At 63.1% G+C, this 26,471-nt stretch carries 26 protein-coding genes and 1 tRNA gene; 9 read left to right on the forward strand and 18 right to left on the reverse strand.

The features are described from left to right. Positions 1-76 precede the first annotated feature (76 nt). Genes J8I29_RS19275 through J8I29_RS19290 form a run of 4 tightly spaced genes read right to left on the reverse strand, consistent with a single transcriptional unit; the run spans position 77 to position 4,721 of the window. Positions 77-2,218 (reverse strand): hypothetical protein, encoded by a 2,142-nt coding sequence (locus J8I29_RS19275; protein ID WP_209432899.1) that lies wholly within the window; start codon positions 2,216-2,218, stop codon positions 77-79. Continuing rightward, on the reverse strand, positions 2,218-3,687 hold the full coding sequence (locus J8I29_RS19280; RefSeq protein WP_209432900.1) for a hypothetical protein: 1,470 nt from the start codon (positions 3,685-3,687) through the stop codon (positions 2,218-2,220). The genes J8I29_RS19275 and J8I29_RS19280 overlap by 1 nt, the downstream gene beginning before the upstream one ends. Before the next feature lie 9 nt (positions 3,688-3,696). Continuing rightward, positions 3,697-4,158: a hypothetical protein gene (locus J8I29_RS19285; RefSeq protein WP_209432901.1), complete on the reverse strand. Its 462-nt coding sequence runs from the start codon at positions 4,156-4,158 to the stop codon at positions 3,697-3,699. Then, a complete protein-coding gene (locus tag J8I29_RS19290) occupies positions 4,155-4,721 on the reverse strand; it encodes a hypothetical protein (protein WP_209432902.1) in 567 nt (188 codons plus the stop codon). The genes J8I29_RS19285 and J8I29_RS19290 overlap by 4 nt, the downstream gene beginning before the upstream one ends. A 455-nt stretch (positions 4,722-5,176) precedes the next feature. On the opposite strand from J8I29_RS19290, the gene J8I29_RS19295 reads away from it, so the two are divergent. Next, entirely contained in the window at positions 5,177-5,668 is a 492-nt protein-coding gene (locus J8I29_RS19295) for a hypothetical protein (RefSeq protein WP_209432903.1), read from the forward strand. Between the two features lie 135 nt (positions 5,669-5,803). Then, the gene (locus tag J8I29_RS19300; RefSeq protein WP_209432904.1) at positions 5,804-6,502 is read left to right on the forward strand and encodes a recombinase family protein; all 699 of its coding nucleotides are present in this window, start codon (positions 5,804-5,806) and stop codon (positions 6,500-6,502) included. Positions 6,503-6,511: 9 nt separating this feature from the next. Here J8I29_RS19300 and J8I29_RS19305 read toward each other — a convergent pair whose 3' ends face one another. The 7 genes from J8I29_RS19305 to J8I29_RS19335 form a co-directional block, all read right to left on the reverse strand. Next, a complete protein-coding gene (locus tag J8I29_RS19305) occupies positions 6,512-6,829 on the reverse strand; it encodes a hypothetical protein (RefSeq protein ID WP_209432905.1) in 318 nt (105 codons plus the stop codon). Next, a complete protein-coding gene (locus tag J8I29_RS19310; RefSeq protein WP_209432906.1) occupies positions 6,826-6,990 on the reverse strand; it encodes a hypothetical protein in 165 nt (54 codons plus the stop codon). The genes J8I29_RS19305 and J8I29_RS19310 overlap by 4 nt, the downstream gene beginning before the upstream one ends. Positions 6,991-7,278: 288 nt before the next feature. Further along, entirely contained in the window at positions 7,279-9,978 is a 2,700-nt protein-coding gene (locus J8I29_RS19315) for a DUF3987 domain-containing protein (protein ID WP_209432907.1), read from the reverse strand. A gap of 276 nt (positions 9,979-10,254) precedes the next feature. Further along, positions 10,255-11,022, reverse strand: a complete 768-nt coding sequence (locus J8I29_RS19320) for a hypothetical protein (RefSeq protein WP_209432908.1) — start codon at positions 11,020-11,022, stop codon at positions 10,255-10,257. A 59-nt stretch (positions 11,023-11,081) separates the two neighbouring features. Next, positions 11,082-11,288, reverse strand: a complete 207-nt coding sequence (locus tag J8I29_RS19325; RefSeq protein ID WP_209432909.1) for a helix-turn-helix domain-containing protein — start codon at positions 11,286-11,288, stop codon at positions 11,082-11,084. A 13-nt stretch (positions 11,289-11,301) separates the two neighbouring features. Further along, entirely contained in the window at positions 11,302-11,550 is a 249-nt protein-coding gene (locus tag J8I29_RS19330; RefSeq protein ID WP_209432910.1) for a hypothetical protein, read from the reverse strand. Positions 11,551-11,819: 269 nt separating this feature from the next. Then, positions 11,820-11,895, reverse strand: a tRNA-Glu gene (locus J8I29_RS19335). Between the two features lie 221 nt (positions 11,896-12,116). On the opposite strand from J8I29_RS19335, the gene J8I29_RS19340 reads away from it, so the two are divergent. Beyond that, entirely contained in the window at positions 12,117-13,163 is a 1,047-nt protein-coding gene (locus tag J8I29_RS19340; protein WP_209432911.1) for an RluA family pseudouridine synthase, read from the forward strand. A 162-nt stretch (positions 13,164-13,325) separates the two neighbouring features. On the opposite strand, the gene J8I29_RS19345 is transcribed toward J8I29_RS19340, so the two are convergent. Beyond that, the gene (locus tag J8I29_RS19345; RefSeq protein ID WP_209432912.1) at positions 13,326-13,724 is read right to left on the reverse strand and encodes a hypothetical protein; all 399 of its coding nucleotides are present in this window, start codon (positions 13,722-13,724) and stop codon (positions 13,326-13,328) included. Beyond that, a complete protein-coding gene (locus J8I29_RS19350) occupies positions 13,721-14,086 on the reverse strand; it encodes a DUF883 family protein (RefSeq protein ID WP_105864978.1) in 366 nt (121 codons plus the stop codon). Before J8I29_RS19350 ends, J8I29_RS19345 begins: the two co-directional genes overlap by 4 nt. 533 nt (positions 14,087-14,619) lie before the next feature. Here J8I29_RS19350 and rpoH point away from each other — a divergent pair. Next, positions 14,620-15,507 carry an RNA polymerase sigma factor RpoH gene (rpoH, locus tag J8I29_RS19355; RefSeq protein ID WP_105864979.1) on the forward strand — a complete coding sequence of 296 codons (888 nt, stop codon included), beginning with the start codon at positions 14,620-14,622 and terminating at the stop codon, positions 15,505-15,507. A gap of 427 nt (positions 15,508-15,934) precedes the next feature. Further along, complete coding sequence (gene rnk, locus J8I29_RS19360) at positions 15,935-16,336, forward strand: nucleoside diphosphate kinase regulator (RefSeq protein WP_209432913.1); 402 nt, start codon at positions 15,935-15,937, stop codon at positions 16,334-16,336. A gap of 118 nt (positions 16,337-16,454) precedes the next feature. Here the strand turns inward: rnk and J8I29_RS19365 are convergent, their stop codons facing one another. Further along, positions 16,455-17,765 (reverse strand): hypothetical protein, encoded by a 1,311-nt coding sequence (locus J8I29_RS19365; protein WP_209432914.1) that lies wholly within the window; start codon positions 17,763-17,765, stop codon positions 16,455-16,457. 307 nt (positions 17,766-18,072) lie between these two features. Beyond that, the gene (locus J8I29_RS19370; RefSeq protein WP_209432915.1) at positions 18,073-19,362 is read right to left on the reverse strand and encodes an adenylosuccinate synthase; all 1,290 of its coding nucleotides are present in this window, start codon (positions 19,360-19,362) and stop codon (positions 18,073-18,075) included. Between the two features lie 393 nt (positions 19,363-19,755). On the opposite strand from J8I29_RS19370, the gene J8I29_RS19375 reads away from it, so the two are divergent. The 4 genes from J8I29_RS19375 to J8I29_RS19390 all read left to right on the forward strand — a co-directional run bounded on the left by J8I29_RS19375 (position 19,756) and on the right by J8I29_RS19390 (position 23,712). Continuing rightward, positions 19,756-20,859, forward strand: coding sequence for an ABC transporter substrate-binding protein (locus J8I29_RS19375; protein ID WP_209432916.1), 1,104 nt, complete (start codon positions 19,756-19,758; stop codon positions 20,857-20,859). A gap of 149 nt (positions 20,860-21,008) precedes the next feature. Then, positions 21,009-21,830 (forward strand): ABC transporter permease subunit, encoded by an 822-nt coding sequence (locus J8I29_RS19380; protein ID WP_245197171.1) that lies wholly within the window; start codon positions 21,009-21,011, stop codon positions 21,828-21,830. Then, positions 21,827-22,612: an ABC transporter permease gene (locus J8I29_RS19385; RefSeq protein ID WP_105864985.1), complete on the forward strand. Its 786-nt coding sequence runs from the start codon at positions 21,827-21,829 to the stop codon at positions 22,610-22,612. Before J8I29_RS19380 ends, J8I29_RS19385 begins: the two co-directional genes overlap by 4 nt. Positions 22,613-22,632: 20 nt before the next feature. Next, positions 22,633-23,712: an ABC transporter ATP-binding protein gene (locus tag J8I29_RS19390; protein WP_209432918.1), complete on the forward strand. Its 1,080-nt coding sequence runs from the start codon at positions 22,633-22,635 to the stop codon at positions 23,710-23,712. A gap of 187 nt (positions 23,713-23,899) precedes the next feature. On the opposite strand, the gene J8I29_RS19395 is transcribed toward J8I29_RS19390, so the two are convergent. From J8I29_RS19395 to J8I29_RS19405, 3 genes are all read right to left on the reverse strand, one after another. After that, a complete protein-coding gene (locus J8I29_RS19395; RefSeq protein ID WP_209432919.1) occupies positions 23,900-24,724 on the reverse strand; it encodes a creatininase family protein in 825 nt (274 codons plus the stop codon). A gap of 85 nt (positions 24,725-24,809) precedes the next feature. Then, positions 24,810-25,979, reverse strand: a complete 1,170-nt coding sequence (locus J8I29_RS19400; protein ID WP_209432920.1) for a DUF6600 domain-containing protein — start codon at positions 25,977-25,979, stop codon at positions 24,810-24,812. Between the two features lie 170 nt (positions 25,980-26,149). Beyond that, on the reverse strand, positions 26,150-26,329 hold the full coding sequence (locus J8I29_RS19405) for a DUF465 domain-containing protein (RefSeq protein ID WP_068285636.1): 180 nt from the start codon (positions 26,327-26,329) through the stop codon (positions 26,150-26,152). Positions 26,330-26,471 lie beyond the last annotated feature (142 nt).

Raw genomic sequence — 26,471 nt, forward strand, 5'->3', positions numbered from 1 at the left:
GCCAACCTGTATCCGGCGGGAAGCCGGAACAGAGATCCGGCATTCGATCATCTGCCCCGGCCTCGAGCCTGATGGCTCACTGAGCGTTCTGCATGACGATCGGCGCCTGCATGCCGGTCTGCGTGATTGCCTGCACCAGCGGATTTGCGGCGCCGCGCTCCGCTATGGCCTGGATCCGCTGAACGCTATCGGGCGACACGAAGAGCTCGGCAAGATCGTTCAGCCCCCGGCCAAAGGCCGCGCGGCGGGCAGCGTCACCCGCATTCCGCAGGAACGACAGTCCGCCCGTCTTCACCCCTGTCGCAAGGGCGCCGACAACACCAGGCGCTGAAAGCTCATCCTGGATCATCGAATTGAACGCCGTGGCGCTGCCCTTGGGCGCGCGGGTGCCGGTGGCGGCCAGCACGTCCAGGGCGTTATCGAGCGAGGGCACAGAAGCCCCGCCGCTGGGAAGCGCGCCGAGCACGGCGCGGAGGTTATCCCGCTGCTGATCGGTGCCGCCGATCGCCTTTGCATAGCCGGCGCCGGCATACTGGTTCAAACCGCCCTGCAGGCGCCTTCCGGCTTGGTCGAACACGTCTGCCATGCCCTGCCTCACCAGTGCACCGACGGGCGCATTGGGGTCCGACATGATAATGCGGGTCAAGGCGTCGCCGATCTCCTGCGCGCCGCCAACGAGCGGCTGCCGCGGCATCACGGCCTCGTAGGCCTGCCGAGTGCTGCCCGCCTTGGACAGGCTGCCGAGGGTGCCTTGCTCCAGCGGCTCCAGCTGTGTGGCTCGCAGGCTCGCCTGCTGCGTCAACGCATCGTCATAGGCCTGAACGCCGCCCTGAGCCGGGTCCCGCGCGATACTGCGGGCATCAGCGGCGCCGCTATTGTAGGCGGCCGCACGCTCGGGATTGAAGCCGGCGACGCTGCTGTTTGCCAGGGTGCGGCCTTGGGCTTGCATGTCCTTGGTCACTGCGTCGATCACCGCGACGGAGTTGTCCGGCAGATGGGCGTATTGCGGCCCCAACACCGGATCGCTCCTCAGGCGCTGCAGGGAGGCCACGTAAGCCGGGGCTGCGGTCGCCGCGTCAACGGCAGGGTTATTGACGATCTGAGGCTCGGCAGCCTGGTAGAGCGGCCGCGTCTGCCTGTTGATATCGCGCTGAACGCCCTCCAGCGCTCCCTGCGCCGCTTCCGCGACACGGGGACCGAGAGTGATGGGATTTGCATCCTGCGGCGCCAGCGTATCGAGCACGCGGCCGACGGCATCCCGGACCTGCTGAGGTCGCTGCGCAAAGAAAGCATTGGTCGTGCCGTTGCCGCCAGGCGCGTTTTCAACAACGCGCAGCAGGTCCGGCAAACGGGTTGCCCCGCTCGTCACCTGCGAAAGAGCTTCGGGGCCTGTCAGGGGGACGCCGAACACCGCGGCGCGGGCCTGCAGATCCTGCGCGGCTTGGAATTGCTGCGGCGTGACGGTAGCGGTGGCCCGGGCAACCGATCGATCTGCCGACGGCAGATAGGAGCGGGCACCGGCTGCGCCCAGATTGCCCGCAAAAGCACCGGCGGCGCGCGCCCACGGCTCCAAGGCGGTGCCTTCTGTCATCTGCCCGGCTGCCTCAGACGCCAGCCCTGGCCCCACCGCGTCGCCGATCAGTTGGGCCGCCCCGCTCATGAGCGACGGTGCCCGCGTCGCCATCATCGCGGCGCCGGGAATCAATTGCCCGACAGCATCGGCGTATTTGCCCGGGGTGGTGCGCGGAGCATAGAGCCCAGCGTTCATTTGCTGACGCGTCTGGTCCTGCACGCCGTTCACCGCGCGATCGAGGCCGTGGGCCGGTTGGCTCTGCTCGAGGCGCGCGTTCCACTCGTCTTCGCTGAGCGGAGCACCGCCGAAGATCGTCCGCACCAGGCCGTCGCCCTTGCGCATCGCCCAATCGACGCCGCCCTCCATCATGCGCTTGACTGTAACCGGCGCCATTGCGGTCTCTGCCGCCCCGCGCAACACGCCGGAGCCGAGCGACGCCGCAACGTCGCCAGCAAACGACGGCCCTCTACCTTCCGTTGCGCCGTGCAGCTGCTCCTGCTCAGCCTTGAATTGACGCACGACACCAGGCTGTGAGGCCCACTCCAGCGCCTTCACGTTCATCTTCGGCGCTTCTGGGGCGTCGAACTGGTCGAAGTAGTTGGCGCCTGTGGATCCGCTGTCGAACTGATCGAAAAAGTTGCCCATCAGCGGCCCCCGCTCAAAATCGCCGCGGCCGCGCCGGCCCCGTACTTTGCGTCAAATTGCTCGGCCAGGCCCGGATTGTTCTTCAGAGCCTGAACTGCCGCCTCGGGCGGCCCGCTCTGCCCTTCGTCGGGGGTGCGGCCGTCGGATCGAAGATTTTTCAGCAGGAGCGCGGGCACGGGCAGGCCGAGCTTCTGGACCTCCTGCGCCAAGCGGTCGGCGCCGCCGCGCGAATTGCCGGCCACAGCCGCAATCGCCAAATTCCTGGCCTGCCTCTTTGCGGCGCGCGTGCCCTCACTGTCGCCCGGCAGGTCAATGAAGGTCCGCAAATAGTCGGCCTTCTCCTGGGCGGAGAAAGAGGCGCCCGTATCGGGGCGGAGAATGCTGTTCAGGAAGTCGATTGAAGCCGTGGCGAACTGCTGCCCCTGGTCGGTTGGAAGCTGGTTGGCGATCGATACGGGGAGATTGTTGGCAATGACGCCCTGTGTGCTCTCGAAATCCCGCGCATTCGGCGCGAAGCCGCCAGCAAGCAATTGGTTGATACGGTCATTGGCGAAGCCGCCCCGGACAGCGAACGCCGCGGCCTTGTCGCTGGCTTCGGTCGGCTTGCCCCCGAACTGATCAGGCGCGCCCTGCGCCTGGCCCTTAAAGGTGGTCGCACCTGCCGGAAGCCTGGTCCCTGTCTGGCTGTCAACGAGTGCACCGTCGGGGCCTGCGAAAGCGGTGCCGCGCCGGCCGTCGGGAAGCGTGTAATTCAAGACGTCCGGGCGCGCCGCGGCGTCGGGCTTGACAAATACCTCCGCCCCGGTGCGCGTCGCGGCGCCCGGCGTCATGAAGATCGGCTTTCCGGCCGGACCGACGGCCTCGACGGGCTTGTTCTTGCCAAAGGCGCTATCGATGATGTCCTGATCGGAAATCGCGCCCTTTGTGCGCAAGCCGGCCGCTTGCTGCGCTTGCCATTCGTCCATGGTCAAAGGCTTCGGCGCGCCGGCAAGCACTTGCCCGCCCGGCAACGTGACCTGCTCGCCAGGTGACAGCTTGACGAGCCCCGTTGTCGGGTTTCCCTGAACGCCCCACCGATCACCGAGACCGGGCGCTCGGACCTCTCCCTCTTTCAAGGGTGCAGTATCGGCACGATAGTTTGCTCCGGACTGTTCAATCCCGGTCTGCTGCAGCGCTCGGGTGTTGTCTGCGGCGTTGTTGGCCCGCGACGTCGCGTTGTTCTGATCGACGGCGTAATAGCTCTGCGTCGGCGCGTAGGTGCCGATGATCGTGCTGCGCCGATCGTTAAGCGGGTCGTTCGGGTTGGCAAGCATACCCTGGATCGTGCTGAGTTTCTGCCGCCTCAGGTTGGCCTCTGCCCAATTGGCAGCTTCGGCGCCGGAAGGCGGGTCAAACAGGCTGGATAGGTTGGCAAAAGCCTGGCCGATCTGGGGATCGTTATAGTAGCCATTCGCACGGACGGGAGACATCTTGCGACCTCACTGGAAAATGGTTGTTTCGTTGGGCGTCTCGGCAGCCGCCAGCGCGACAGCGAGCGCCCGAGCGGATCGCTCGGTGAGGCTGGCAATGCTTTGCTTGCGCAAGACGATCTCGATTTCGGCGGCAAGAATGGCGGGCGGATTGACTAAAGCCGGGAGATAGCCGGCGAAGAGAAAGCCAGGGGTTGCCAAGCCCGTGACCAGCAACCTCGCGCAAACGATCGCTTGATCGATCGCTGTCCTCGGGATGCTGGGGAAGCGAGCCGCAATAATTGGCGGCGTTTGCTGCAGTCGATGCGCCAAGTCGCCTGCCTGGTAAGGCAGGAGCTCAACAGCCCCCGGCCTTTCGGCTGCTTCCACGATCTCGCGCAGGAGGAAGACGGCCATGCTTGCCTGCCCCTCGGCAATGGCGTCGCATTGCAGTGCGATCTGCCCGCACCATGCGGCGGCCTGACACGTCATAAGGATTGCTCCATGGTGCGCTTGGACAGAGAGCGAAAGGCCAAGAGGCTGCAAACTGCGAGTGTTGCGTGCTCGCTCCTGCTGCTAGTGTCGTCTGAGTTCGCCAGCAACTCGAGTTCGGCCCTGCGTGCCGCGACCTCGAGCTGAGCCCTGAAAAGGCCGGTGCGGTGATGTAGCTCGCGCCGCAGAAAATTTGGCATGGGCCGCGGGGAGCCGCCAAACTCGGTATTGGCCCCCAACACATCCAGGATGGCGGCAAATCCTTCAAAGACGTCGACGCTATGGAGGGGGAGCCGGTCGGCGGCCCGGGCGAAGGCCTGATGTACGGCGGCCGTCAGCTCCTCGCTGAGTTCTGCGGAAAGATGGAGGCCACCACGGCGGAGAATGACAAGAGCATTTTCCAACGCCCATGCGACCTCAACGAGAGGGCGATCAGAGGCTGCATCCATGAGGTGCCTGCGCAGGTTCGCAACGCGGTCATCCCGGCGCATCGAGGAGGTGTACCACCCGTCGATGGCGGCGGTTTGATCTTCTGCGGTCGTGATGGCGAACACGATCTGCATCCTTACGTTGCATACCCTGACGCCAGCGTGGCCGCGGATTTTGAGCACCGCAACAGCCTGAAAACTTTATGTTTTGCACAACCGTGAGGGGGTTGGCTTGGCAGGGCTGAATTCCAGATCGGCGCAAATTTCTATGGGCAGCCACTGGCGCTTCCGGCGCGCTGATCGGTCTGACGGCAGGGGGCGGGCTGGGGCTGAGCCAAGTGGGGCCGCGTCTCGGATCGATGGCGCTTGAAGATGTCAAATCGCTGTATGATTTGTATGAAAAGTATCAATACAAAAATCTACATTGTCATATAAAATCAAAAACTATCTTTGACATTGCTCGTAAGTATTTGAAATGTCGGTATGTATTTGTGTATTTTGTATGAAATAACTTAATACATAATTTCTGTTGACTAGTCAAATACTTACATGCATCATTTATATGCTTAACTTCCTAACCTGAAAGGAGCATGAAAATGGTATTCGAGCAAAGTAAAACTTGGAATGAACGGGACCTGATCACTCACCACAAAAAAGCGGCGGCTCTTGTCGACAACGCCAACGAAGACGATTGGTCAATTAATGGGAATGAACTGGCTCGGCGGCACTATTGGCTCGCCGTCTACGAAAATCCCGGCAAGCGGCCGCGGCCTAGCTTAGCGCGACACATGCAACGTCTATGGGATGCGACGCTGGAGGAAATCCGACTGACGGCGATCCAAAGACAACTACAAAAACCGCGGTTGGCCAATTCCAGCGACCCCGAAACCGCAGAAAGGGAAATGCGCGCCTTCGGAAGGGCCGTGCAAGAACTATCAGGCGCAGATGATCGCGAGCACCTCAAAGACGAGCTAGAGTGCCTCGTACTGCACGCAGAAACGGCCGCTGTTCGGAAATTGGCCCATGATGCCTTTGTTCAGCTATGCGGCAACCGCGTCGAGGAGGGGCCCACAAAGCAATAGGGCCGTGCCAACTTGAGGTTCCCGTTGCAAAGCCCGGCCGACCGCCGGGCTTTGTGTTTTCGGGCCCCTTGACCGTTCACAGTGCATGTATCATTGTGAGCAACATTCGATGGTCACAATGATACGGCTCTACAGATGGCACATGGCCGCTTCGTTTCCTACCTTCGCGTGAGCACAGACAAGCAAGGCAAGTCCGGGCTTGGCCTGGAGGCCCAACGCAAGGCAGTTGCCGACTACCTGAACGGCGGTGACTGGTCCCTGATAAGCGAACTCGTGGAGATCGAGAGCGGAAGCAAGGCCGCCAGGCCGAAGCTTACCGAGGCGCTCGCCCTCTGCCGTGCCCACCGCGCTACCTTGATCGTCGCGAAGCTCGATCGGCTGGCGCGCGACGCGCATTTCCTGCTCGGTCTCCAGAAGGCGGGCGTGGAATTCGTCGCTGTCGACATGCCGTCGGCAAATCGCATGACGGTTGGGATCATGGCGCTTGTTGCCGAGGAAGAGCGCCGCATGATCAGCGCCAGGACGAAAGCCGCGCTCGCGGCTGCCAAGGCGCGCGGCGTGCAGCTCGGGGGCTTTCGCGGGACAACAGGGACGGCCGAAACTACGGCGATAGCCCGGGCGGCCCGTACGGAGGCCGCGGACGGCCATGCAGGGGCGCTTGCCCCGATCCTGCGGAGGATTGACCCGACGGGCTCCACGGCCCTGCGCACCGTCGCCGCGGCCCTGAACGCCGAAGGAGTGCCGACGCCTACTGGTCGCGGCGCCTGGACCGCAGCGGGCGTAGCCAGGCTGCGGGCTCGAATTGCCGAACTGCCCGCTGGAGCTTTCGCGTAAAAGCGACCACTAAGCGAACGCGTCGCGATCGTTGGCCTCGGATTGCCGTTTGAGCGCGGCGCGCTCCAATCTGTCGAGCTCTATGGCGATCTCTTCCGCCGTCATCTCGTGCGGATCTTTCGGGATTAACTTCTCCGATGGCTTGTCGAATAAGCCGCTCGCGCGAAGTAATGCGGCCCCGGCCGAGGCTTTCGCTTGCGGGCTCGCCTTCGAACTCCGGCAAACCTCCGTGAGAGCAATGGCCGCGGCCATGGCGCTTTCAGTGGCGATATATTGCCGGACGTTTTCGAGAGCTGACGCCGGGGTATTTTTGCGATCCTTGCTCACCTGTCATTCTCCAGCGTTGCCATTGCACGATTGAGCTCGCGCGTCGCATCTCTGACGACTTCGCGAAAGCCGCCGCGGTAACCGTTCTTCGAAACTCTCGCTTTGCCCTCGGGGGATTTGGGGCCGGTCGATTTAGCCCACGGCTTCCACTCACGGATCATTGCCGACATCCTTGCCCGGCGCGCGTCGGTCCAGCCGTTAGCCACGATGCACCACAAAAGTTTGAGCCGCGAGGCCGGTACAGGCGCCGGCCGCGCCGTACGCCTGTTTTTCTACCGTTTGCCCCCCGCGAGGGATCGGGCGTCTATTTTTACCCGAGCAGCCGAATGTAGAAAATGTAGCTTCTTGCGCGCGAATACATAGTTGTAGAAATAGGTATAGAGAGAGGTTCAAAAGGCAATATACCTCACGCACACGCAAGCTACATTTTCTACAAATCTGGTCGCCGTTCATGCGAATGCCCCTTCATTTAAGCCTCGGGCGGAATTTAATTCGAGCGCTTCGGCCAGAGCACGCCGCGCCGCACCGGCTTCTTTGATGAGCTCGTGTTTGCGTTTGCGCTCTTCCTTCTCCCTTTGAGCCCGGCCAATAAAGCGCTCGTGCGCTGCGGGGTTGACGCTCCACTTTGTGCCCCCATCCACCCTGCGAGCTTCCTCCTTGCACCATCCCGCGATGACGAGCTCTTCCATGGCCTTCAACAGCTGCCTGACGTTGTCGGCGCCTGCCAGGCTCTTCCTCGCTTGTTGAATATCGCGACGGGTGACCGTCGATATGTCCGGCCGGGTCAAAAGCCATCCGGCTATTCCGACCGCCTCCGTGTTGGTCGTGCTCGCGTCGTAGTTGCGCCGATAGAATTCAATGCTGTGCTGCACGAGGTGCCCGGCAAATCGAGCGGCCTGCCGCGCCGTCTCCATGCTCACGGGGATGTCGCAATCCACACACCCCGCTCTGCGGAATTCGTTCACGCAGTGGAAGACGAGCGCAATGCGCCACAGGAGCTTTTCCCATTTTGCTATATGCCCCTGCAGCGCGCCCGACGCCCCGGGCAGATGCTGGAGCGCCGATATCCTGCGCCAGGCGCCAACGATCACGGCTTGGGCATCGGGCGATGCCCGCACTACGGTGAGCGGCAAGTACTCGGCTTGCGCCAGGTGGCGGACAAGATGCCGATAGTCCGCCAGTGCTTGCCCGTCCGCGGGTTCATCGATGCCGACGCGATCGGCGCCATCATCCAGGACAAAGATGCAGCGCTGCAGCAGGCCGTCGGCGCCAAGATCGCGTGTCAAAGACCGGATCTTGTCCGGCTGCGTTCCCGCCAGCACGGTCATAAGCGAGCTGTCAGCCCGGGTCGTGCCGCTGCCCACCCGATCGATTGTGATTTCGCCGCCGTCGAAAAGGCGCAAGAGCTGGCTGCGGTCAGCGTCCGCTCCCTTCTTGTAGGCGCCCAATGAGCCGAGAAGCCCGGCCAGCTCATCCGGAGCGCGCAGCAAGCCCCTCGGGTTCGCGGCATGAATGCGAACCTGCTGCTCCATGGTGATGTCATCGACGACGCAGCGCCGTATTGCAGGCTCGGCCCCGGGCGGGGGCGCGTCTTTGCCCCGCCGCCTGCTAGCGGCCAACCATTCGTCATGCCGCGGCTTGTCCAGCTTCCAGCGCTCCTTATCCAACTCCCTCAGAGGCTGGACCGCGGCGCTTATGGTCGGGCTCTTGGCGCCCCCCGGATCCGCAACAAGTGCTGTCCAAAAGGCGGCAGGCTCCGTCCATCCGTCATCGTGTACCCTGGGCCGAATGCGCAGAGAGCCGCCGATGGCCGCGGCCACGGCTGTCATCGCGGAAGCCGCTGCAAAGGTAAGAGGAACGCCCTTTCGCCGAGCTTCGCTCCGTGCCCACCGGGCTATTATTTCGGGAAGGGCGCCTTGCGGCGGCTCCGAAAGGCTGGCGGGATCCTCGTGGCCAAATATGTCGAGCGGTTCCGGCCACTCCTGGCCGTCAGCGCCGACCGCGTCAGGGTTACCCGCGACAGGATCGAAGAAGTCTTCGGCCCGACGTTCCTCATGGATCGTGGCGCCGCTAGGGAGCTGAAAGCCTAGTTGTGCTCGGCTCGCCAACCTCACCAGTGTACCCGTGGAGATGTTCGACGGTGGATATTGACGGATGTGGTCCCATTTGTACTGCGCCGTTTCGAGATCGTGAACGCTCGCCGCCTTTTCGCTCCAGGCGTAAAATGCGTCCTCTCCGTCATCGCTGCCGTGGCTGGCGTCATAGAACGCCATGCCGATATTGCTCCAGTTATTCCAGTCCGGGGCGTCCGGGTTAGGAATGGCCGCGGCGAGCGCTAGGAGGTCATCTCTACAAAGGGGTGTTTCGGCTTTGAAGCCGGTGCGGCCGTCGGCATGCCGGCTGTTCTCGACTTTTAGCCCTTGGGCGTCCGCCTCCGCCTGCAGCAGCTCGAGAGCCGCGGTCAATTCGACCTCGGCCTCCCCATTGTTCTCGACCACACGGCACGGCCGGGGCTCACCTTTGGTGTGCCAGGAGCCCGGGAGGCGCAGCGGATGAGAAAGGGCGGCGGCTGTTCGATCACCGCCGCTGATCAAGGCGGCAAGCCTGCGCGCCCGCTTGAGGTCGATCTTTTCCTGGTCGCTGGTGGCCGGAGATTTGAGGCGCCAATAGACGTGCAGCTTAGGCTGCTGTACGCCGTCTGGTGCCGCCCACAGGCCGCCGGTTTCGACCACAAGGGTGGGCGGCCCGAGCACTGAACGGGCTGCCTCCAAACCGGCGCGCGGCGCCTTGTCGAGGTCGACGACAATCGCAGGCGCGGCCAGCACATTCCGTTCCGTGGCCGTGCTTTTCCCGTCCCTCGTCTCGTTGCCGAATATGCACACTGGAGGGCTCAAGACGGCGGACGGCGCGGAGCGGGCTGCTATCTCGTTGGCAGCTTCGATCAAAACACCCTTGATCTTCCCGTCGAATGGAACCGCCCGGCGCAAGACACAACGACCGTCGGCACTATGTTCGAACGCCCGTAGCGCGTAGTTGCCTTCCCCCACCTTGCAGCGCCTGAACACAGCATTGAGGAACGTCAGAACCTCGTCGGGATCAGCCTCGAGTACTTGCTCGCGGGGCTCATTTTTGGTAATTTTATAGAGCATATCCAATACTCCGGCCGGTAGCTCGTCGCCACGAGCGGCCGGCCAATTCGTTTCTAGGGCGCCGTGTTGTCGACCACGAGGCGCAGGTGCTGCGGCCGACGCGACCGGCCTTCTTTCGCTTGCTTTTGTCGGAGGAGCGCCTGGCGGGCCCTTCTGGCGCCTCTGTCAGCCAGGAGCAGCGCTAGGCTGACCGTTGTGACGCTCAACGGCCACGGGCCCGGCGCCACTGCCAGTTTGCCCAACAGGATGCGATCTCGAACCCACGCGGGGGAGTGATCAAGAATTGTCGCGGCCTCCTGCAACGATACGCGGGGGCGGCGGGTCCAGTGTGTTTCGGCGGAAATGTTGCGAGCCATCGGAATTACCTCCAAGCCCCAACTTTGTCGGCGTGATATGTGCAATGCCAGCGGTCAGAATTTGCACGCCACGCACAAACTCCTTTCGGCCGGGAGTTCGGGCGTCAATCTGGTCGAGCACGCAGGCTATATGACGGACGACCGTGTACACGACATTCCAGGTGGCCACGGATAGTGGGGCGCAGGCGCGCGAAGCGGCCGCCAATTCAAGCTTGAAGTCGTCGAACACGCGCCGAACGCGTTCGCGGCTGATGTCTAAATGCCTGTCTTTTCGAGGGCGGTGTGCTTGAGATGGCTCGGAAAGGCGGGCCGCCACAGCTTCGCAAACGGTATTGGCCTTCCATGATCGGCCTTCGCGCTGCCTCTCGATTATTTCGCCCAGCAGCGCACCCCGAATGATCCAGTCGCGCAGGGGCCATTCAGGCGCTTCGTAATGGAGATCGGTAGCCGTTGCCGCCGCGATGAGCTCCATCCGGCGTGTGTGTGCGAATTGGGTGACAACGCGATCGTTGCCCTTCATGCCGTTCGCGGCCATCCAGCGCTTGATGATAATCTCCTCTATCGCCTCGAGCGGCCACCGGTGCGGCGGGATGCCCTCGGTTACCAGGTACCAAAAGGCGAGACGTTGGTCGGGCGGGAGCGTGGCCGCGTGCCGGCTTTGCCAGAGGTGCCGGGCCTCTTCGGTCATGAGAGGCTCGAGTTGGTTGTGCGCCTTCACGAACAGTGAGCGGGGCGATGGGTTGAACTTCACGGCGCCGCCTCCCCGATGCAGGTTTCCAGGAAGGCGTCGATATCGGAGCGGCGGAAAACGGTTCTGCGCCCGATATGTGCGGGACGTAGACGCTCCGTCTTCATGATCCGATAGAGGCCGCTGCGGGAGATCCGCAGATAGTCGCATGCCTCTTCGACGGTGAGCACGGAGGTGGGTTGGTGGTTTTGAGCTCGCTTGGCCATAGATGCTGCCCCCTCAACGTGCCGATCGCCGCGAACGGGCAGGGGCCCATTCTTCGGCGCTCTCGACAAGCCGGGCGAAGCTCTCGGTCTCCACGAGCACCCTGCCGGCTAGGCGCTTGAGCTTGAGGCGGCCTTGCGCCGACAGTTTGTAGAGCGAGCAGCGCGAAATACCGGCCAACTCGGCCGCGGTGCGCATGGGCAAGAGCGGCCGTTCGCGCCAGGCGGGCGTGTCTTGCAGCTCGGGGAGCGATTTGGTGGGCATATTGCCGCCTCCTGAGGCGGCCGCCGGCCAATAGGCATACGGCGACCGAACGATCCGATGAAACGGCCGCAGGCGGGGCAGAAGGTCAGGAGGGAAGCATGAAAGAGATGGCAGCGCGGCTGCAGAAGCATTATCTCACAGCACCGGAGCGACAACAATAGGCCCCGATAGCAATCTTATGCAGCCACGACTACGGATACGATTTGCAACGAAAACAGCAACGACTTTGCCAGAAGCTCAAGGCGCACTGCTTAAGCGCCTGAAATTGCTGGCGCTCCCAAGGGGACTCGAACCCCTGTTTTCGCCGTGAGAGGGCGACGTCCTAGGCCACTAGACGATGGGAGCAGCGGCAAGGAGTGGGCCTATAGCGGCAAATCAGGACGGCGGCAAGCGGCAATCTGCGCAATCTGTCCATTTGCGATGTGAATTCTTGGCACGGCTGACATTCATGCCTGAAGCGTCTTGCGATTCGACGGAGCCGCCAGGACTCGCAAAGGCGCGCCGAAACAACGAGTTAGAGACAAATGACGTTTCCATTCGAGCGCGTTTTGCTCTAGTAGGCGCCCATGAACAGCATCGCCAACAGCTCCGTAGAGACGTTTTTCGAGGTCGCCGAAGCCGGCGAGCGTATCGACCGCTTCCTGGTTCGCCAATGCCAGGCGGCCGCTAGCAGGCCCGATCTGCAGCCCCTGTCGCGTACCCGCATCAAGGCGCTGATCGAAGCCGGCCATGCCACGATCGACGGCCGCGCGGTGCTCGATGCCGGCCATATGCTCAAGCAGGGGCAGCGAATCGCGCTTCGGGTTCCCGAGCCCGAGCCCGCCGAACCGCAGGGCGAGGACATTCCGCTTGCCATCGTCTACGAGGACGACGATCTGCTCGTCATCGACAAGCCCGTCGGCCTGGTGGTGCATCCGGCCGCCGGCCATGAGAGCGGCACGCTGGTGAATGCGCTCATCGCTCATTGCGGTGATTCGCTGTCGGGCGTGGGCGGCGTGAAGCGGCCGGGTATCGTGCACCGCCTCGACAAGGATACGTCGGGGCTGCTGGTGGTTGCCAAGAACGATCGGGCGCATCAGGGCCTGGCAGCCCAGTTTGCCGATCACGGCCGCACCGGGCCGTTGGAGCGGGCCTATCTGGCCTTCGTCTGGGGCGCGACGCGTCCCCATGGCACCATCGAGACGGGCATCGACCGCTCCACGCGCAATCGCGAGAAGATGGCCGTGGTAGCGCTCGGGCGCGGGCGGGAAGCCATCACCCATTATTCGCTGGTGGAGGCCTTCGGCAGGCAAGTCTCGGACAGCCAAGGCGGGCAGCCGTTGGTCAGTCTGGTGGAATGCCGGCTGGAGACCGGCAGAACCCATCAGATCCGCGTCCACATGGCCCATCTCGGCCATCCCCTGCTCGGCGACGCAGTCTATGGCAGCGGTTTCAAGACCAAGGCTGCGCTGCTGCCGGAGGTCCCCCGCGCGGTGCTTGCCGGGCTCGGTCGGCAGGCGCTGCATGCCCGGCTGCTCGGTTTCGAGCATCCCGTCAGCGGCAGGCATCTGGTGTTCGAAAGCCCGCTGCCGGCCGACCTGGCAGCCTTGGCCGATGCGCTGCGCAACGGCTAGATTGGCCTGGAGAAAACGCGATTTCTCCGAATCGCATTTTCTCTCCGCCGTTTTTGACGCTCTATGGCGTTTTGCGATTGGACGGAGTCACCAAGAATCGCAAAGACGCGTCAGAACAATGAGCTAGAGCAAATAAGCGTTCACGCTTGGACGCGCTTTGCTCTAGCGCTTGCGGCCGAGCCAGAAGCCGCCAGCCAGGGCCGCGAGCGCCAGGGCGCCGCTGACCGTTTTCTTATTCGGCAAGCTCTCCTCGACGACGCCCGCCGCCGTCACCAGGGTTGCGGCCAGGAGCCGGCGGCGCTTGGCTTTCTTCTCGGCGGCCTGAGCCATCACCAGCGCCAATACGGCCAGCACCGCAAATCCGGCGCCGAGCGCCGCGTCGGCCCAATAGGGGCCATAGGTTTCAGCGAGGAAACGGTGCAGGCTGATCAGCCCGACGATCACCATTGCGAGGAGGCAGCAGCCGGCGACGAAGCGCCAAAGGATCACGGTCCCGTACTGACGCAGGACGGCGCTCAGTTCCTCCTTGGCGAGGGCGCCCAGGGCAAGGAGACGAGTCACGAACGCCCCTTGCTCCACAGGCCGAGGATCAAGCCGATACCGGCGGCGAGTGCCACCGATTGCAGCGGCTTGCGGGTGATGTAGTCGAGCATCGCCTTCTGAAGGTCCGATACCTGCTCCTGCGCGGCGCCGCGAAGTTCACTGGCCTTGGCACCGGCCTCGTTCACCTTCTCGTCGAGCACTTGCCTGGCGTGCCTGGCTTCCTTGGACAGAAATTTCGACCAGGAACTCTTCTCCGCATCGACATAGGCGCTGAGCTGTTCGGTCAGGCGGGCCACTTCCGCCCTCAGGGCGTCGAGGTCCTTGCCGAGGCTCTCGGACAGATCGGCCTTGGCCTGAGCAGTTCGCTTATCGCCGTCCATACTGATGTCTCCCGTTGGTCAGCAGTGGGGCCACGGCCGGTTTCCAGCATCGCCGACTGCGATGGCGGAAGGCATTGCTGGAAAGGTTAGGCCGGCTGGCGGTTGGTGCAAGGTAAACAAAGTGTTACGGTAAACGCGCGGAAGGGGTGGCGGTTCCCTCCGCCTGAAATCGATTAACAACCCTTAATTTGACACTGTTACCGAGCTGTCACATTAATGCATGGCCGCCCGTGAAAGATTGCAACGCGAAATCGCCGCAATCGGGCGCATGATGAGTTGGTGATCGGGATTGGTCCGTGCTCGGCCGCCTGGGTGACGAATGCCCCATGGCGGGTGAGATTCCTCGGTAGAAGCAGGTCGATAGATTTGCCGGGGTGGGCACATGCGGGGCCGCTAGATATCGCGCCTTCGAAAGATCTGACAAGGTCTTCACAAAGGCCGGCGTCGTCCCCATATCACATAGGCGCCGTCTGCTCTCGATGAGGGATGGCGATTTGAACCGCCCTCGATGGGGGTTCAGAGGAGAGGAACATATGGCTTCTGCCGCGCTTCCCGTCTTGGCCACCGAGAGTGGCCTGTCGCGTTATCTCGAAGAAATTCGTCGCTTCCCGATGCTTCAGCCGGAGCAGGAATACATGCTTGCCAAGCGTTGGCGCGAGCATGGCGATCGTGAAGCAGCCCATCAATTGGTGACCTCGCATCTGCGGCTCGTGGCCAAGATCGCCATGGGCTATCGTGGTTATGGTCTGCCGCTGGGCGAAGTGGTTTCCGAAGGCAATATCGGCCTGATGCAGGCCGTCAAACGCTTCGAGCCAGAAAAAGGCTTTCGCCTTGCCACTTACGCCATGTGGTGGATCCGCGCCTCGATCCAGGAATACATTCTGCGCTCCTGGTCGCTGGTGAAGATGGGCACCACCGCCAACCAGAAAAAGCTCTTCTTCAACCTGCGCAAGGCCAAGAGCCAGATTTCCGCGCTGGATGAGGGGGATCTGCGTCCCGATCAGGTCAAGTCGATCGCCAAGTCGCTCGGCGTGCAGGAGCAGGAAGTCGTGGAGATGAACCGCCGTCTGAGCGGCGATGCTTCGTTGAATGCTCCCGTGCGCGAGGAAGGCGATGGCGAGTGGCAGGATTGGCTGGTGGATGATTCCGCCAACCAGGAGACCCGCTTGGCCGAAACAGAGCAGAGCGAGAACCGCTCCACCGCGTTGCGCCAGGCCCTGACCGTCCTGAACGATCGCGAGCGCCGTATCTTCGAGGCACGCCGCCTTGCCGATGACCCCATCACGCTCGAGGAGCTCTCCGACGAGTTCGGTGTCTCGCGTGAGCGAGTGCGCCAAATCGAGGTAAGAGCCTTCGAAAAGGTGCAGGCGGCGGTGCGCTCCGGTGTCGCTCGTCTGGAAGCGGCGCACGCACCGGCCTGAGGCTGCTTGCGATAACGAATGGGAAGCCGCCTTCGGGCGGCTTTTCCTTGGGCAAAGTGCGATTCAAACAATGCGCATTTTCGCCGGTGGAGAGGCATTGCCCGCGCCGGCTTGACAGGATCGACTTCGACCAACATGGTGGAGCCATGAGCACCGTGGTCAAAACCACCTTTCGTCTTTTCCCGATCGCGGAAGCGTAGCCCCGGGCTCGGCCATTTGCGCTCCGAGCTTCGGGGCGCGCCGCTCCTCTAAGGTGCGGCCTATCATCCGGCGCATTCTCAGTCCGTCACATCGCAACGCCTCAGCCGGCAGGTTCGCGCCAAGCGCGAGGGCCGGTGCATCCGTTCTTGTCGCCATGCCCAGCCAGCGGATAGCCGCGGGTGGAGCGGGCGTGCCGTATCGCGCCCAACTTTTAAGGTATCCAATCATGAATCACCCCCTGAAGAATCAGGCCAGGCCCAGCATCATCGTGAACGACGTCGATTTCGAGCGTCTGACACAACTCGCGACCTCGGCCCTCGATCGGTTCCCGGAAGTGGCCGAGGCGTTGCTCGGCGAGCTGGACCGGGCAGAGATCGTTCCGGCGACCGAGGTGGGGCACAGCGTGGTGCAGATCGGTTCTGTCGTCACCTTCGAGACCGAAGGCGGCGCTAAGCGCGAGGTAAGGCTGGTCTATCCGGGCGAGGCCGACATTGCCGAAGGCAAGATCTCGATCCTCACGCCGATCGGCACGGCCCTGTTGGGCCTGTCGCCGGGGCAGTCGATCACCTGGAAGGCCCGTGACGGCCGCGAGCACGAACTGCACGTCACGGCCGTGAAAGCGCCCTGAGGGGGCGCCGGAGCGTTTTACCAGACAAGCCGATAGACTTATCGATCAAGAAAACGCCTTGAAACAAAGAGTTAGAGAGAAAGTGCGATTCCGAGAAATCGCACTTTGTTCTGGAAGGCTATTGCGCCGCGGCGGCGTCGGCGTTCCAGGCTGCCATGGCGTCGTTGAAGGCCTTCTCGCCCGTCGGTCCCTTCTCGAAGGTGAACACGGCGTTGCGGCCATTGGCAAAGGTAAACACCAGATCGAACCACTGGTTAGTCTGCAACATCTTGGCGTTGCGGCCCTTCTCGTCTGGCGGGTCGAGCAGGCCCATCAGGAACACGCCCGTGGTGACCTTCATCAAGGCGCCGTCGAGTTGCAGGCCCGGGACCTGCGGATCGGATTTGACGTTGACGCTCTTGACGTCGCCGACCGCTCCGCTGGGATAGTCGGCCGGCACGCTCATCTGGATGTTCAGAAGATAGTTCGCCGGCAGTGAACGGTCGGAATTATGCCTGAGGGTGAGGAGCACCTTCATCTTGCGGTCGGGAACGTTGATCTCACCGACGACGACGGTATCGAGCGGGCCATTGGTACCACTGGCCTGCGATTCCGTGCGCCAATTCACGGTGCCTTCGAACAGGCGGCCCTTCATGGGAGCGCTCGGATCTTCCTCCATCAGGCGCGCGCGCTGGCCCTCCGGCGCTTCGGATTGGGTCGAGGGCAGCAATGGCGCGGGCGCAGACGGAGCCTGCGGGGCCGGCGCAGCGGGCTCCGGGGTGGCTGGCGCGGGCGCCGGGGGCGGGGGATTGCCGGTGGCAACCTCGGTCTGGGGCGCAGCCGGCGTACCGCCGAGCCGGTCGTTCAACTTGCCGGGTTCGGGCGCGGGCTTGGGCGCTGCCTGCGGCGCGGCCGCCTGCTGGGGCGCCAGCACGGGGCTGTCGTCGCTTCCGCGCAAATAGAGCGCGGTAGCGGCGCCGCCGCCGATGATGATGGCCGCTGTCGCGGCCATGAGGGCATAACGCCTGAGATTGCCGTTGGACCTGTTGCGGCGGGGCGCCTGCGGCCGCCGCTTCTCGGCCTTGCGCTCGGCAAAAGCCGGTAGGCCATTGGGCCGCGGCGAGGCAGGGGTCGAGGCCTCGTCTTGGGATGCCTCGTCGCCGGTCGATGCAGTGTCGGACTGTGATTGGGGGGCAGCCGGACGCTCGGAGGCCACCGGTTCAGGCGTGAACTCGGCCTCGTCGTAATGGTGCTCGACGCGCCGGATGGCTTCTTCGAGCAGGTTGCGTTCCCGGGCGATCTGCCCTTCGGTCAGCGCGGGATCGGCGGCATTGAGCTGGCGGAGAAGAGCGGAGCGGGCTTTCTCATAGAGCGCCTGACGGGTTTCCTGCGTATTGGGGGAAAGACCCTGCACGGCTCGCTGAATGGGAGGAAAATAGTCCGTCGACACGCGTTCTGTCTCGATCTCTTCACGAAAGCACTTCCCAGAAAAGGTCGTCGACTTTTCGATTAGGAAAATGCGTCAAAACAAGACGTAAGAGCAAAATCCGATTCGGAGAAATCGCACTTTGCTCCGGGCCCATGATCCGCTGCAGACAGGCCTTGCCGCCATGACGTAGCGGAAACCACGCCCGATCCTGCTCCGGAGAACAAGATCGCCGCCGGACAATCCAGGCACTGCGCGGGTCGCAACCCGCGCAGTGCCATCGCAGCAGATCACGCACTAATGCCCGAATCTGACGGGATTAGGTCTGCTCTTAGACTTGAAAGGGATTTTGCACAAGGATCGTATCGTCCCGGTCGGGGCTGGTGGAGAGCACGGCCACCGGCGCGCCGATCAGCTCTTCGATGCGGCGCACATATTTGATCGCCTGCGCCGGCAGGTCGGCCCAGGAGCGGGCCTTGGCGGTGGTTTCCCGCCAGCCCTCGATCTCCTCATAGATGGGTTTGACGCGGGCCTGGGCGGCCTGGCTGGCCGGCAGATAGTCGATTTCGCGACCGTCCAGCTCGTAGCGCACGCACACCTTGATGGTCTCGAATCCGTCGAGAATGTCGAGCTTGGTGAGGGCGATGCCGGTGATGCCGGAGGTGCGGATGGTCTGGCGCACCAGCGCGGCGTCGAACCAGCCGCAGCGGCGGGCCCGGCCGGTGACCGTGCCGAACTCGCGGCCGCGCTCACCGATCAGGCGACCGGTCTCGTCGGTGAGCTCGGTCGGGAACGGGCCTTCGCCCACGCGCGTGGTATAGGCCTTGGTGATGCCCAGCACATAATCGAGCGCGCCCGGCCCGAGGCCGGAGCCGACGGCGGCCTGCCCGGCTACCGTGTTGGAGGAGGTGACATAGGGATAGGTGCCGTGGTCGATGTCGAGCAACGCGCCCTGGGCGCCTTCGAACAGGATGCGGCTGCCGGCCTTGCGCTCCTTGTCGAGCAGCGCGCCGACATCGTCCATGAAGGGCAGGACCTGCGGCGCGATGTCCGCCAGTTCCTGATAGAGCGCCTCCGGATCGATCTCGCCCTGGCCGGTGCCGCGGCGCAGGGCATTGTGGTGGTTGAGCAGGCGGGCGATCTTCGGGCGCAGGGCGGAAAGGTCGGCCAGGTCCATCAGGCGGATGGCGCGCCGGCCCACCTTGTCCTCATAGGCAGGGCCGATACCGCGCCCGGTCGTGCCGATCTTGGTGCCGTCGGTCGCCGACTCGCGCAGGCGGTCGAGGTCCTGGTGCAGGGAAAGGATGAGCGGGGTGTTCTCGGCGATGCGCAAGGCCTCGGGCGTCACCGACACGCCCTGTTCCTTCAGCTTCTTCACCTCGGCGACGAAGGCGCGGGGATCGAGCACCACGCCATTGCCGATCACCGAGAGCTTGCCGCGCACGATGCCCGAGGGCAGCAGGGACAATTTATAGACATTGTCACCGATGACGAGGGTGTGGCCGGCATTGTGCCCGCCCTGGAAGCGCACGACGACGTCGGCCTGTTCCGACAGCCAGTCGACGATCTTACCCTTGCCTTCGTCGCCCCATTGCGACCCGACCACGACGACATTGGCCATGGTGATCTCCCTTCTCTCTCTGGCCCTCGGCCCCGGAATTCCTCAGAGCAAAACGGGTTCGAATGGAAACGCCATTTTGCCCCAACTCGTTCGTTCCGACGCGTTTTGCTTTCCTGCTGGTGGTCCCACCAAATCGCAAAAACGCCTTCGCTCGGAATTCCAAAACCCGGACACGCAAAAGCCCGGCTCATCCGATGGCCGGGCTTTTTCACTTCCTAACGGATCGGGCGGATGTCGTAAACCCGTAAAAATAGCTGCAAACAGTGAATTTGGGGGCTGTCATATATGACAGCTTCTATTGACACAAAAGTGTCAACCGTCATTGATACCAGCGCCGCTGTAAAAACCCTTACGGATAAAATGGGCCTTGCGGCACCATCAAGGAGTTGGACGATGAGCAGGAAAACGTGGCTGGGTATCGCATCGGTATCCGTACTGGCTTTGGCGGCTTCGGTGGGCAGCGCGTTTGCCCAGAGCCAGGAGCTGATCGACGCCGCCAAGAAGGAAGGCCAACTCACGACGATCGCGTTGCCGCATGACTGGTGCGGTTATGGCGCCATCATCGAAGGCTTCAAGGCCAAGTATGGCCTCAAGGTCAATGAACTCAACCCCGATGCCGGTTCGGGCGATGAGGTCGAGGCCATCAAGGCCAACAAGGGCAACACCGGTCCGCAGGCTCCCGATGTGATCGACGTCGGCCTTTCCTTCGGTCCGACCTCCAAGAAGGACGGCCTGATCCAGCCCTATAAGGTGGCGACCTGGGCTTCCATTCCCGACAATGCCAAGGATGCCGACGGCTATTGGTATGGCGACTATTACGGCGTGCTTGCCTTCGAGGTGAACAAGGACATCGTCAAGAATTCGCCGAAGGACTGGTCCGACCTGCTGAGCTCCGACTATGCCAATGCCGTGGCGCTGGCGGGTGATCCCCGCACCGCGAACCAAGCCATCCAGGGCGTCTATGCCGCCGGCCTGTCGGCCGCAAAGGGCGATGCCAGCAAGGCCGCTGCCGAGGGCCTGAAATTCTTCGCCGAGCTCAACAAGAAGGGCAATTTCGTGCCCACTATCGGCAAGGCCGCCTCGCTGGCCCAGGGCGCGACCCCGATCGTGCTGCGCTGGGACTACAACGCCCTTACCGATCGTGACACGCTCAAGGGCAATCCGGACGTCGACGTGGTGATTCCCGCCAGCGGCGTGGTTGCCGGCGTCTATGTCCAGGCCATCAGCGCGTATGCGCCCCATCCCAACGCCGCCAAGCTGTGGATGGAATATCTTTATTCGGACGAAGGCCAGATCGGCTATCTGAAGGGCTATTGCCATCCGATCCGCTTCAACGACCTCGTCGCCAACAAGAAGATCCCGGCAGACCTGCTTGCCAAGCTCCCGCCGGCCGAGGCCTACGCCAAGGCGGTGTTCCCGACCCTGGATGAGCAGAGCGCGGCCAAGGCCGAGATCACCAAGGATTGGGACAGCGTGGTCGGCGCCGCCGTCAAGTAAGATCGATTGTCCTCTCCTGCGCGTCCTGTCCGGGCTCTCCGGGCAGGACGCGTGCTATTGTGGTCGCCGCGATGAATACCACCACAAACACCGTCCCAGCTGCAGCTCCGGGCTCGGCCAGAGCCGGCGGAGGGCTTGCCGTGCTGGGCATGGCTCCCTTCGTGCTCTTTGCCTTGCTCTTCCTGGTGGTTCCCACGGCCTTGCTGCTGGTCGGGGCGTTCTTCGACCGGGAAGGACATTTCACTTTCGGCAACATCACCGAGCTCTTCACCAATCCGGCGATCGTTTCCTCCTTCTGGCTCAGCATCAAGATCAGCTTCGCCTCGGCCCTCGGTGGTGCCTTCATCGGCTTCTTCGTGGCCTATGCGGTCATTCTCGGCGGCCTGCCGGAGTGGATGCGCGGCGCGGTGATGACGTTTTCGGGTGTCGCCTCGAATTTCGCCGGCGTGCCGCTGGCCTTCGCCTTTCTGGCGACTCTGGGGCGGGTCGGGCTCGTCACCGTCCTGCTAAGGGACTACCTCGGCTTCAACCTTTACTCGACGGGCTTCAACATCCTCAGCTTCACCGGCCTGACCCTGGTCTATCTCTATTTCCAGATTCCGCTGATGGTGCTGGTAATCGCGCCGGCTCTCGACGGGTTGAAGCGCGAATGGCGCGAGGCCAATGCCGTACTGGGCGGCAGCAATTTCCACTATTGGCAGCATATCGCCTTGCCGATCCTGCTGCCGAGCATATTGGGTGCGACACTGCTGTTGTTCGCCAATGCCTTCGGTGCGGTGGCGACCGCCTATGCGCTGACCGGATCCAGCCTGCCGATCATTCCGATCCAGCTCTTCGCCCAGATCCGAGGCGACGTGCTCAGCAATCCCAATCTGGGCTATGCCATCGCCTTCGGCATGGTGGTGATCACCAGCATCTCCAGCGGCGCCTATATCTGGCTGCGCAGCTATAGCGAGCGGTGGGTGCGATGAAGAAGTCCTCCGTGCTGTCCTGGCTGATCATCCTTCTGGCGATCAGCTATTTCATCATCCCGCTGCTCTCCACCTTCGAGTTCTCGCTGCGCATGCTGCGCGGGCAATATAGTTTCGAAGCCTATCGCGTGGTGTTCGCCCAGGCGGAATTCCAGCATGCTTTCGTCCGTTCGATCCTGCTTGCGCTCGCCACCATCGTGCTGAGCATCGTCCTGGTGGTGCCGGCAGCCTATCTGGTGCGTCTGCGCCTGCCGAGCTGGCGGTCGCCGGTGGAATTCATCACGCTGTTGCCGTTGGTCATTCCGGCGATCATTATCGTCTTCGGCTATATCCGGATGTTCAACTCCTCGTCCTGGCTGCCGCTGACCGACAGCGAATGGACCACGGACCTCCTGCTCACCTTCGGCTATGTCGTGCTGGCGCTGCCCTATATGTATCGGTCCGTCGATGCAGGCCTGCGCGCCATCGACGTCAAGACTCTGACCGAGGCAGCCCAGAGCCTGGGGGCGAGTGGCTTCACCATCCTCTGGCAGGTCATCCTGCCGAATATTCGCTCCGGTGTGCTCAGCGGCTCCTTCATCGCTTTTGCCATCGTCATCGGCGAGTTCACCTTCGCCAGCCTGCTCAACCGGCCGGTCTTCGGTACCTATCTGCAATTGATCGGCGCCAACCGGGCCTATGAGCCCTCGGCGCTTGCCATCGTCGCCTTTATCATCACCTGGGCCTGCATGGGCCTGCTGCAGCTCGTCGGCCGCTCGCGCGGCGCGCGGGCGGCACGTTGAACCAGCACTGGGAGGCCAGCATGTCCTTTCTCGAGATCACCGGGCTGCAGAAGAGCTTCGGCGCCAACCAGGTGGTGAAGCGTTTCGATCTGTCGGTGCAGAAGGGGGAATTCATCACCCTGCTGGGCCCCTCCGGCTGCGGCAAGACCACGGTCCTGCGCATGGTGGCCGGCTTCGAATCGCCGTCGTCGGGGTCCATCCGCATGGATGGCAAGGAGATCACCGGCCTGGCGCCCAACCAGCGCAATGTCGGCATGGTGTTCCAGGCCTATGCGTTGTTTCCCAACATGACGGTGGCCGAGAATATCGGCTTTGGCCTGAAGATCGCCAGGAAGCCGCCTGCGGAGATCTATAGCCGCGTCAAGCAGATGCTGGAGATGATCAAGCTGCCGCAGATCGCCGACCGCTATCCCTTCCAGCTCTCCGGCGGCCAGCAGCAGCGCGTGGCACTGGCCCGTGCGATCGCGGTCCGCCCGAAGATCCTCCTGCTCGACGAGCCGCTCTCTGCGCTGGATGCCAAGATCCGCGTATCCCTGCGCGACGAGATCCGGGTGCTGCAACAGGAACTCGGCATTACCACGCTGTTCGTGACGCATGACCAGGAAGAGGCACTGTCGATGTCCGACCGCATCGTGGTGATGAGCGCCGGACAGATGGAACAGGTCGGCACGCCCTTCGAGATCTACAATTTTCCCAAGACCCGCTTCGTCTCCTCTTTCGTGGGTACGCTCAACTTTCTCACCGGCAAGGTCGTCGATGCCGCCACTGGCCGCTTCTCCGTCGACGGGCAGGAGGTGGTGACCAGCCGCGGCCTGCAGGGTGCCAGCAATGGCGAGACGCGTACGCTGGCCCTGCGCCCCGAAGCCGTGGTGCTGGGCGCGGGCGACGAGGGGCGCAACAGCCTCACCGGCCGCATCGAACTCGTCAGCTTCCTCGGCTCGATCGTGCGCATCCGCGTGCGCTTCAACGAGAACGTGGTCTCGCTCGACACCTTCAACAATCCGGGCGCGCCGCCGCCGCAGATGGGCGAGGATGTCACGGTGTCCTTCGGCCGTGGCGACCTGCAATTGCTCGAGGAAGTGGAGAAGGTCGCGGCCTGAGCTGGCTTCCTTCTCCTTTATGGGAGAAGGCGTTGCGCATCATCGGATGAGGTGTCTCGCGCGCCATCCTGACAGCTCCTTGACCGGCAGCCGACCATGAGGGGGGGGCGTCGCCCCCTCATTTGCGCCTTCAGGGCATCCAGGCCGTTCCAAGCGGGTTGGACAACACCCGCAAGGGGAGAAGAAGTTACCCTTTCAACGGCCCGTTTCTCAGCCGCGAGAGGTCGAAATCCCTGATGTCTCTGAGCAGATCGACCAGGGCCAGTGCGCCGAACGCGGCCGAGAGTTCGCCATGCTCCGGCGTCGCCTTGCTGGCGTCGCCCGCCGCGCCTTCGGGGCGGATGTCCTGGGCCATCCAGCCGAAGCCGCCGGGGCGGCCGGTGCGCAGATATTTGAAGGTCTGCTCCATTTCGTAGGTGACCGGGCGGAAATCCTTGGCCTTGTCCATGCGCACGAGGTCGGGGCGAAAGGCAAGCATCAGAGCGGTCTCGATCTCGCCGGCATGGATGCCGAGCCGCGTCTCGTCATCGGAATAGGTGCCCTTCGGATAACCGAACATGTGCCAGGAGGTGAAGGCGACCAGCATGCCGTGGCGCACGCGCAGTTCGCGGGCCACGATGTCCATCGCCGCCATGTTGCCGCCGTGGGAATTGACGATCAAAAGCTTGCGGATGCCGGCCCGATGCACGCTCTCGCCGATCTCGGTCCAGGACCGGATCACGGTCTCGGCCGAGAGGCTGAGGGTGCCGGGGAATTCCAGATGCTCGTTGGATTTGCCGATGGTCTGGATCGGCAGGAAGGTCGCCGGGATATCGGCGGGGATCAGCGGGATGGCGCGCTCCAGATAGCCCTGCATGATCATGCTGTCGACCCCGACAGGCAGATGGGGCCCGTGCTGCTCGACGGCAGCGATCGGCAGCACGGCGATCCAGTTGGCGGTATCGCCGGTGCGGAAATCCTCCGTCGTCATCTCGAACCAATGGCGGCGGGGTAGGGAGGCGGTGGTGGGCATGATCGAATCCAGCACGGGGACTGCCTGAACCATACCGCTGCGAGGCGCTATTTCAACGCCTCGCCTGCTGCGATCACCGGATCACTCACCGTGACGACGGATTCCCGTCGGGGTTCGGCCGTGGCCGCCAGCGACGGCGCTGGCCTGAACTGGGCGTAGCCGGGTTGCTGGAGGGGGTGATCACGGGACCGGGTCTGGGATAACGCGGCGACCTCTGCACGATCGGCCCTTCGTCCCAGACGGGCGGGCGGCGCCGGCGCGGCGGGCTGTAGATCGGGGGCTCGTCGCCATAATCGGGCCCAGGCCCGCCATAGATCCGGCGTCGGCTGCGTGGGATCTCCGGCACCGTGACCCGCACTTCACGCCGTTTGCTGGAGCGAGGCGGCGGCGGGCTCCAGGATTTCATGCGAGGCGCCGCTGGGGCCGGCAAAGTGACGGGCGTCGCCATGGGTGCCGCCGGAGGCGGAGGAGGCGCGCAGGCGGCCAGGCTGTCCCCGACGCTGAGCGAGGCGGCGGAAGCGGCGGTATTCAGCCAGAGCAGCCATTCGCCCAGGAATTCGTTCGACCAGGGCACCACCGGGCCGGTGTCATAGTCGATGACGAGGGCCGGCTGCGGCAGCACGAACACGGCGATGCCACGTACGATCTTGATGCGGGTCACTGGAGTCGAGCCAGCGAACGTGCCGGCCGGCGCGGAGGAAGGCCCATTGTCGCAGCGATTGCCGAGCTTGGTCGTCTCGATGAAGGTCCATTGCCTGTCCACGTTGAAGTTAGCGAGGCTGATCTCCTGCTGATCGGTCGCGGGCGGGGTCGGCGCCCAGCCGGTCCAGTCGCCGCCGCCGCGCCAGATCACCCAGGCGGGGCTCCATTGCGTGCCGGGCACCCAGACCCAGCCATTGCTGCCATCGGAGGCCCAGCGGCCGTAATGATGGATGATCTTGCCCCAGACGGTGGGATCGTCATAGGTCCAGCCGTAAGTGCGGTCATAGACCCAGCGGCAGGCTGGATAGGGATGCCAGCCGGCAGGCACCACCGAAGGCTTCCAGACTTCGCCGTAGCGTTCGGAATAGATATATTGGCCATAGTCCGACAGTACGGCCTTGAACTCGTCGAGGCTGGGGGCCTGCGCCTGGACAGCTACGACGGGTGCCGCCCGGGCCTGGCCGGTGACGGCACCGGGAACGGGCAGCATGGCGCAAGCCAGCAGAAAGGAAGAAACCAGGCCGATCCCCCAACGCCGTGTCGTGCTGGCCATAGCAAACCCTCCATGGGTTGTTGCTTTGATCGCAGCCGATCCTGAACCTGTCTGGGGGAGCTGTCCGTATCAATTGGCACGTGGATCCACGAGATCTGGCCACAAAATGAAACCGCCGGTACCGGCTTTTGCTCCGGTCCGGCGGTCAACATACACCAGTGTCGACTGGTTCAGTGCAGCCTCTCGGCGCTCTTCAATCTTGCAATTTCGTCTTTGAGAAGGAGTTTCTTACGCTTCAGCTCTGCGATCTTGAGGTCATCCGAGGAGGGATGAGCCAGTGCGATGGTGAGTTCCGTTTCAAGAGCGTGATGTTTGCGCTCCAGTTCGACCAAATGCGACTGCACAGGCATTAACGGCTCCTTGTGTCACAGTTCCGACATTTAACGTTCTCACGAAAAGTCGCCTATGTCGAAGGAAAATCGCGGATTCGAGCGTTGAATCGATTGTGCAAAGCAGCAATAAATTTAGTCGGAACAATAGGTTACCGCGCGG

Origin of the sequence: Labrys sp. LIt4, assembly GCF_017813775.1 — a bacterium.
GTDB lineage: Bacteria > Pseudomonadota > Alphaproteobacteria > Rhizobiales > Labraceae > Labrys > Labrys okinawensis_A.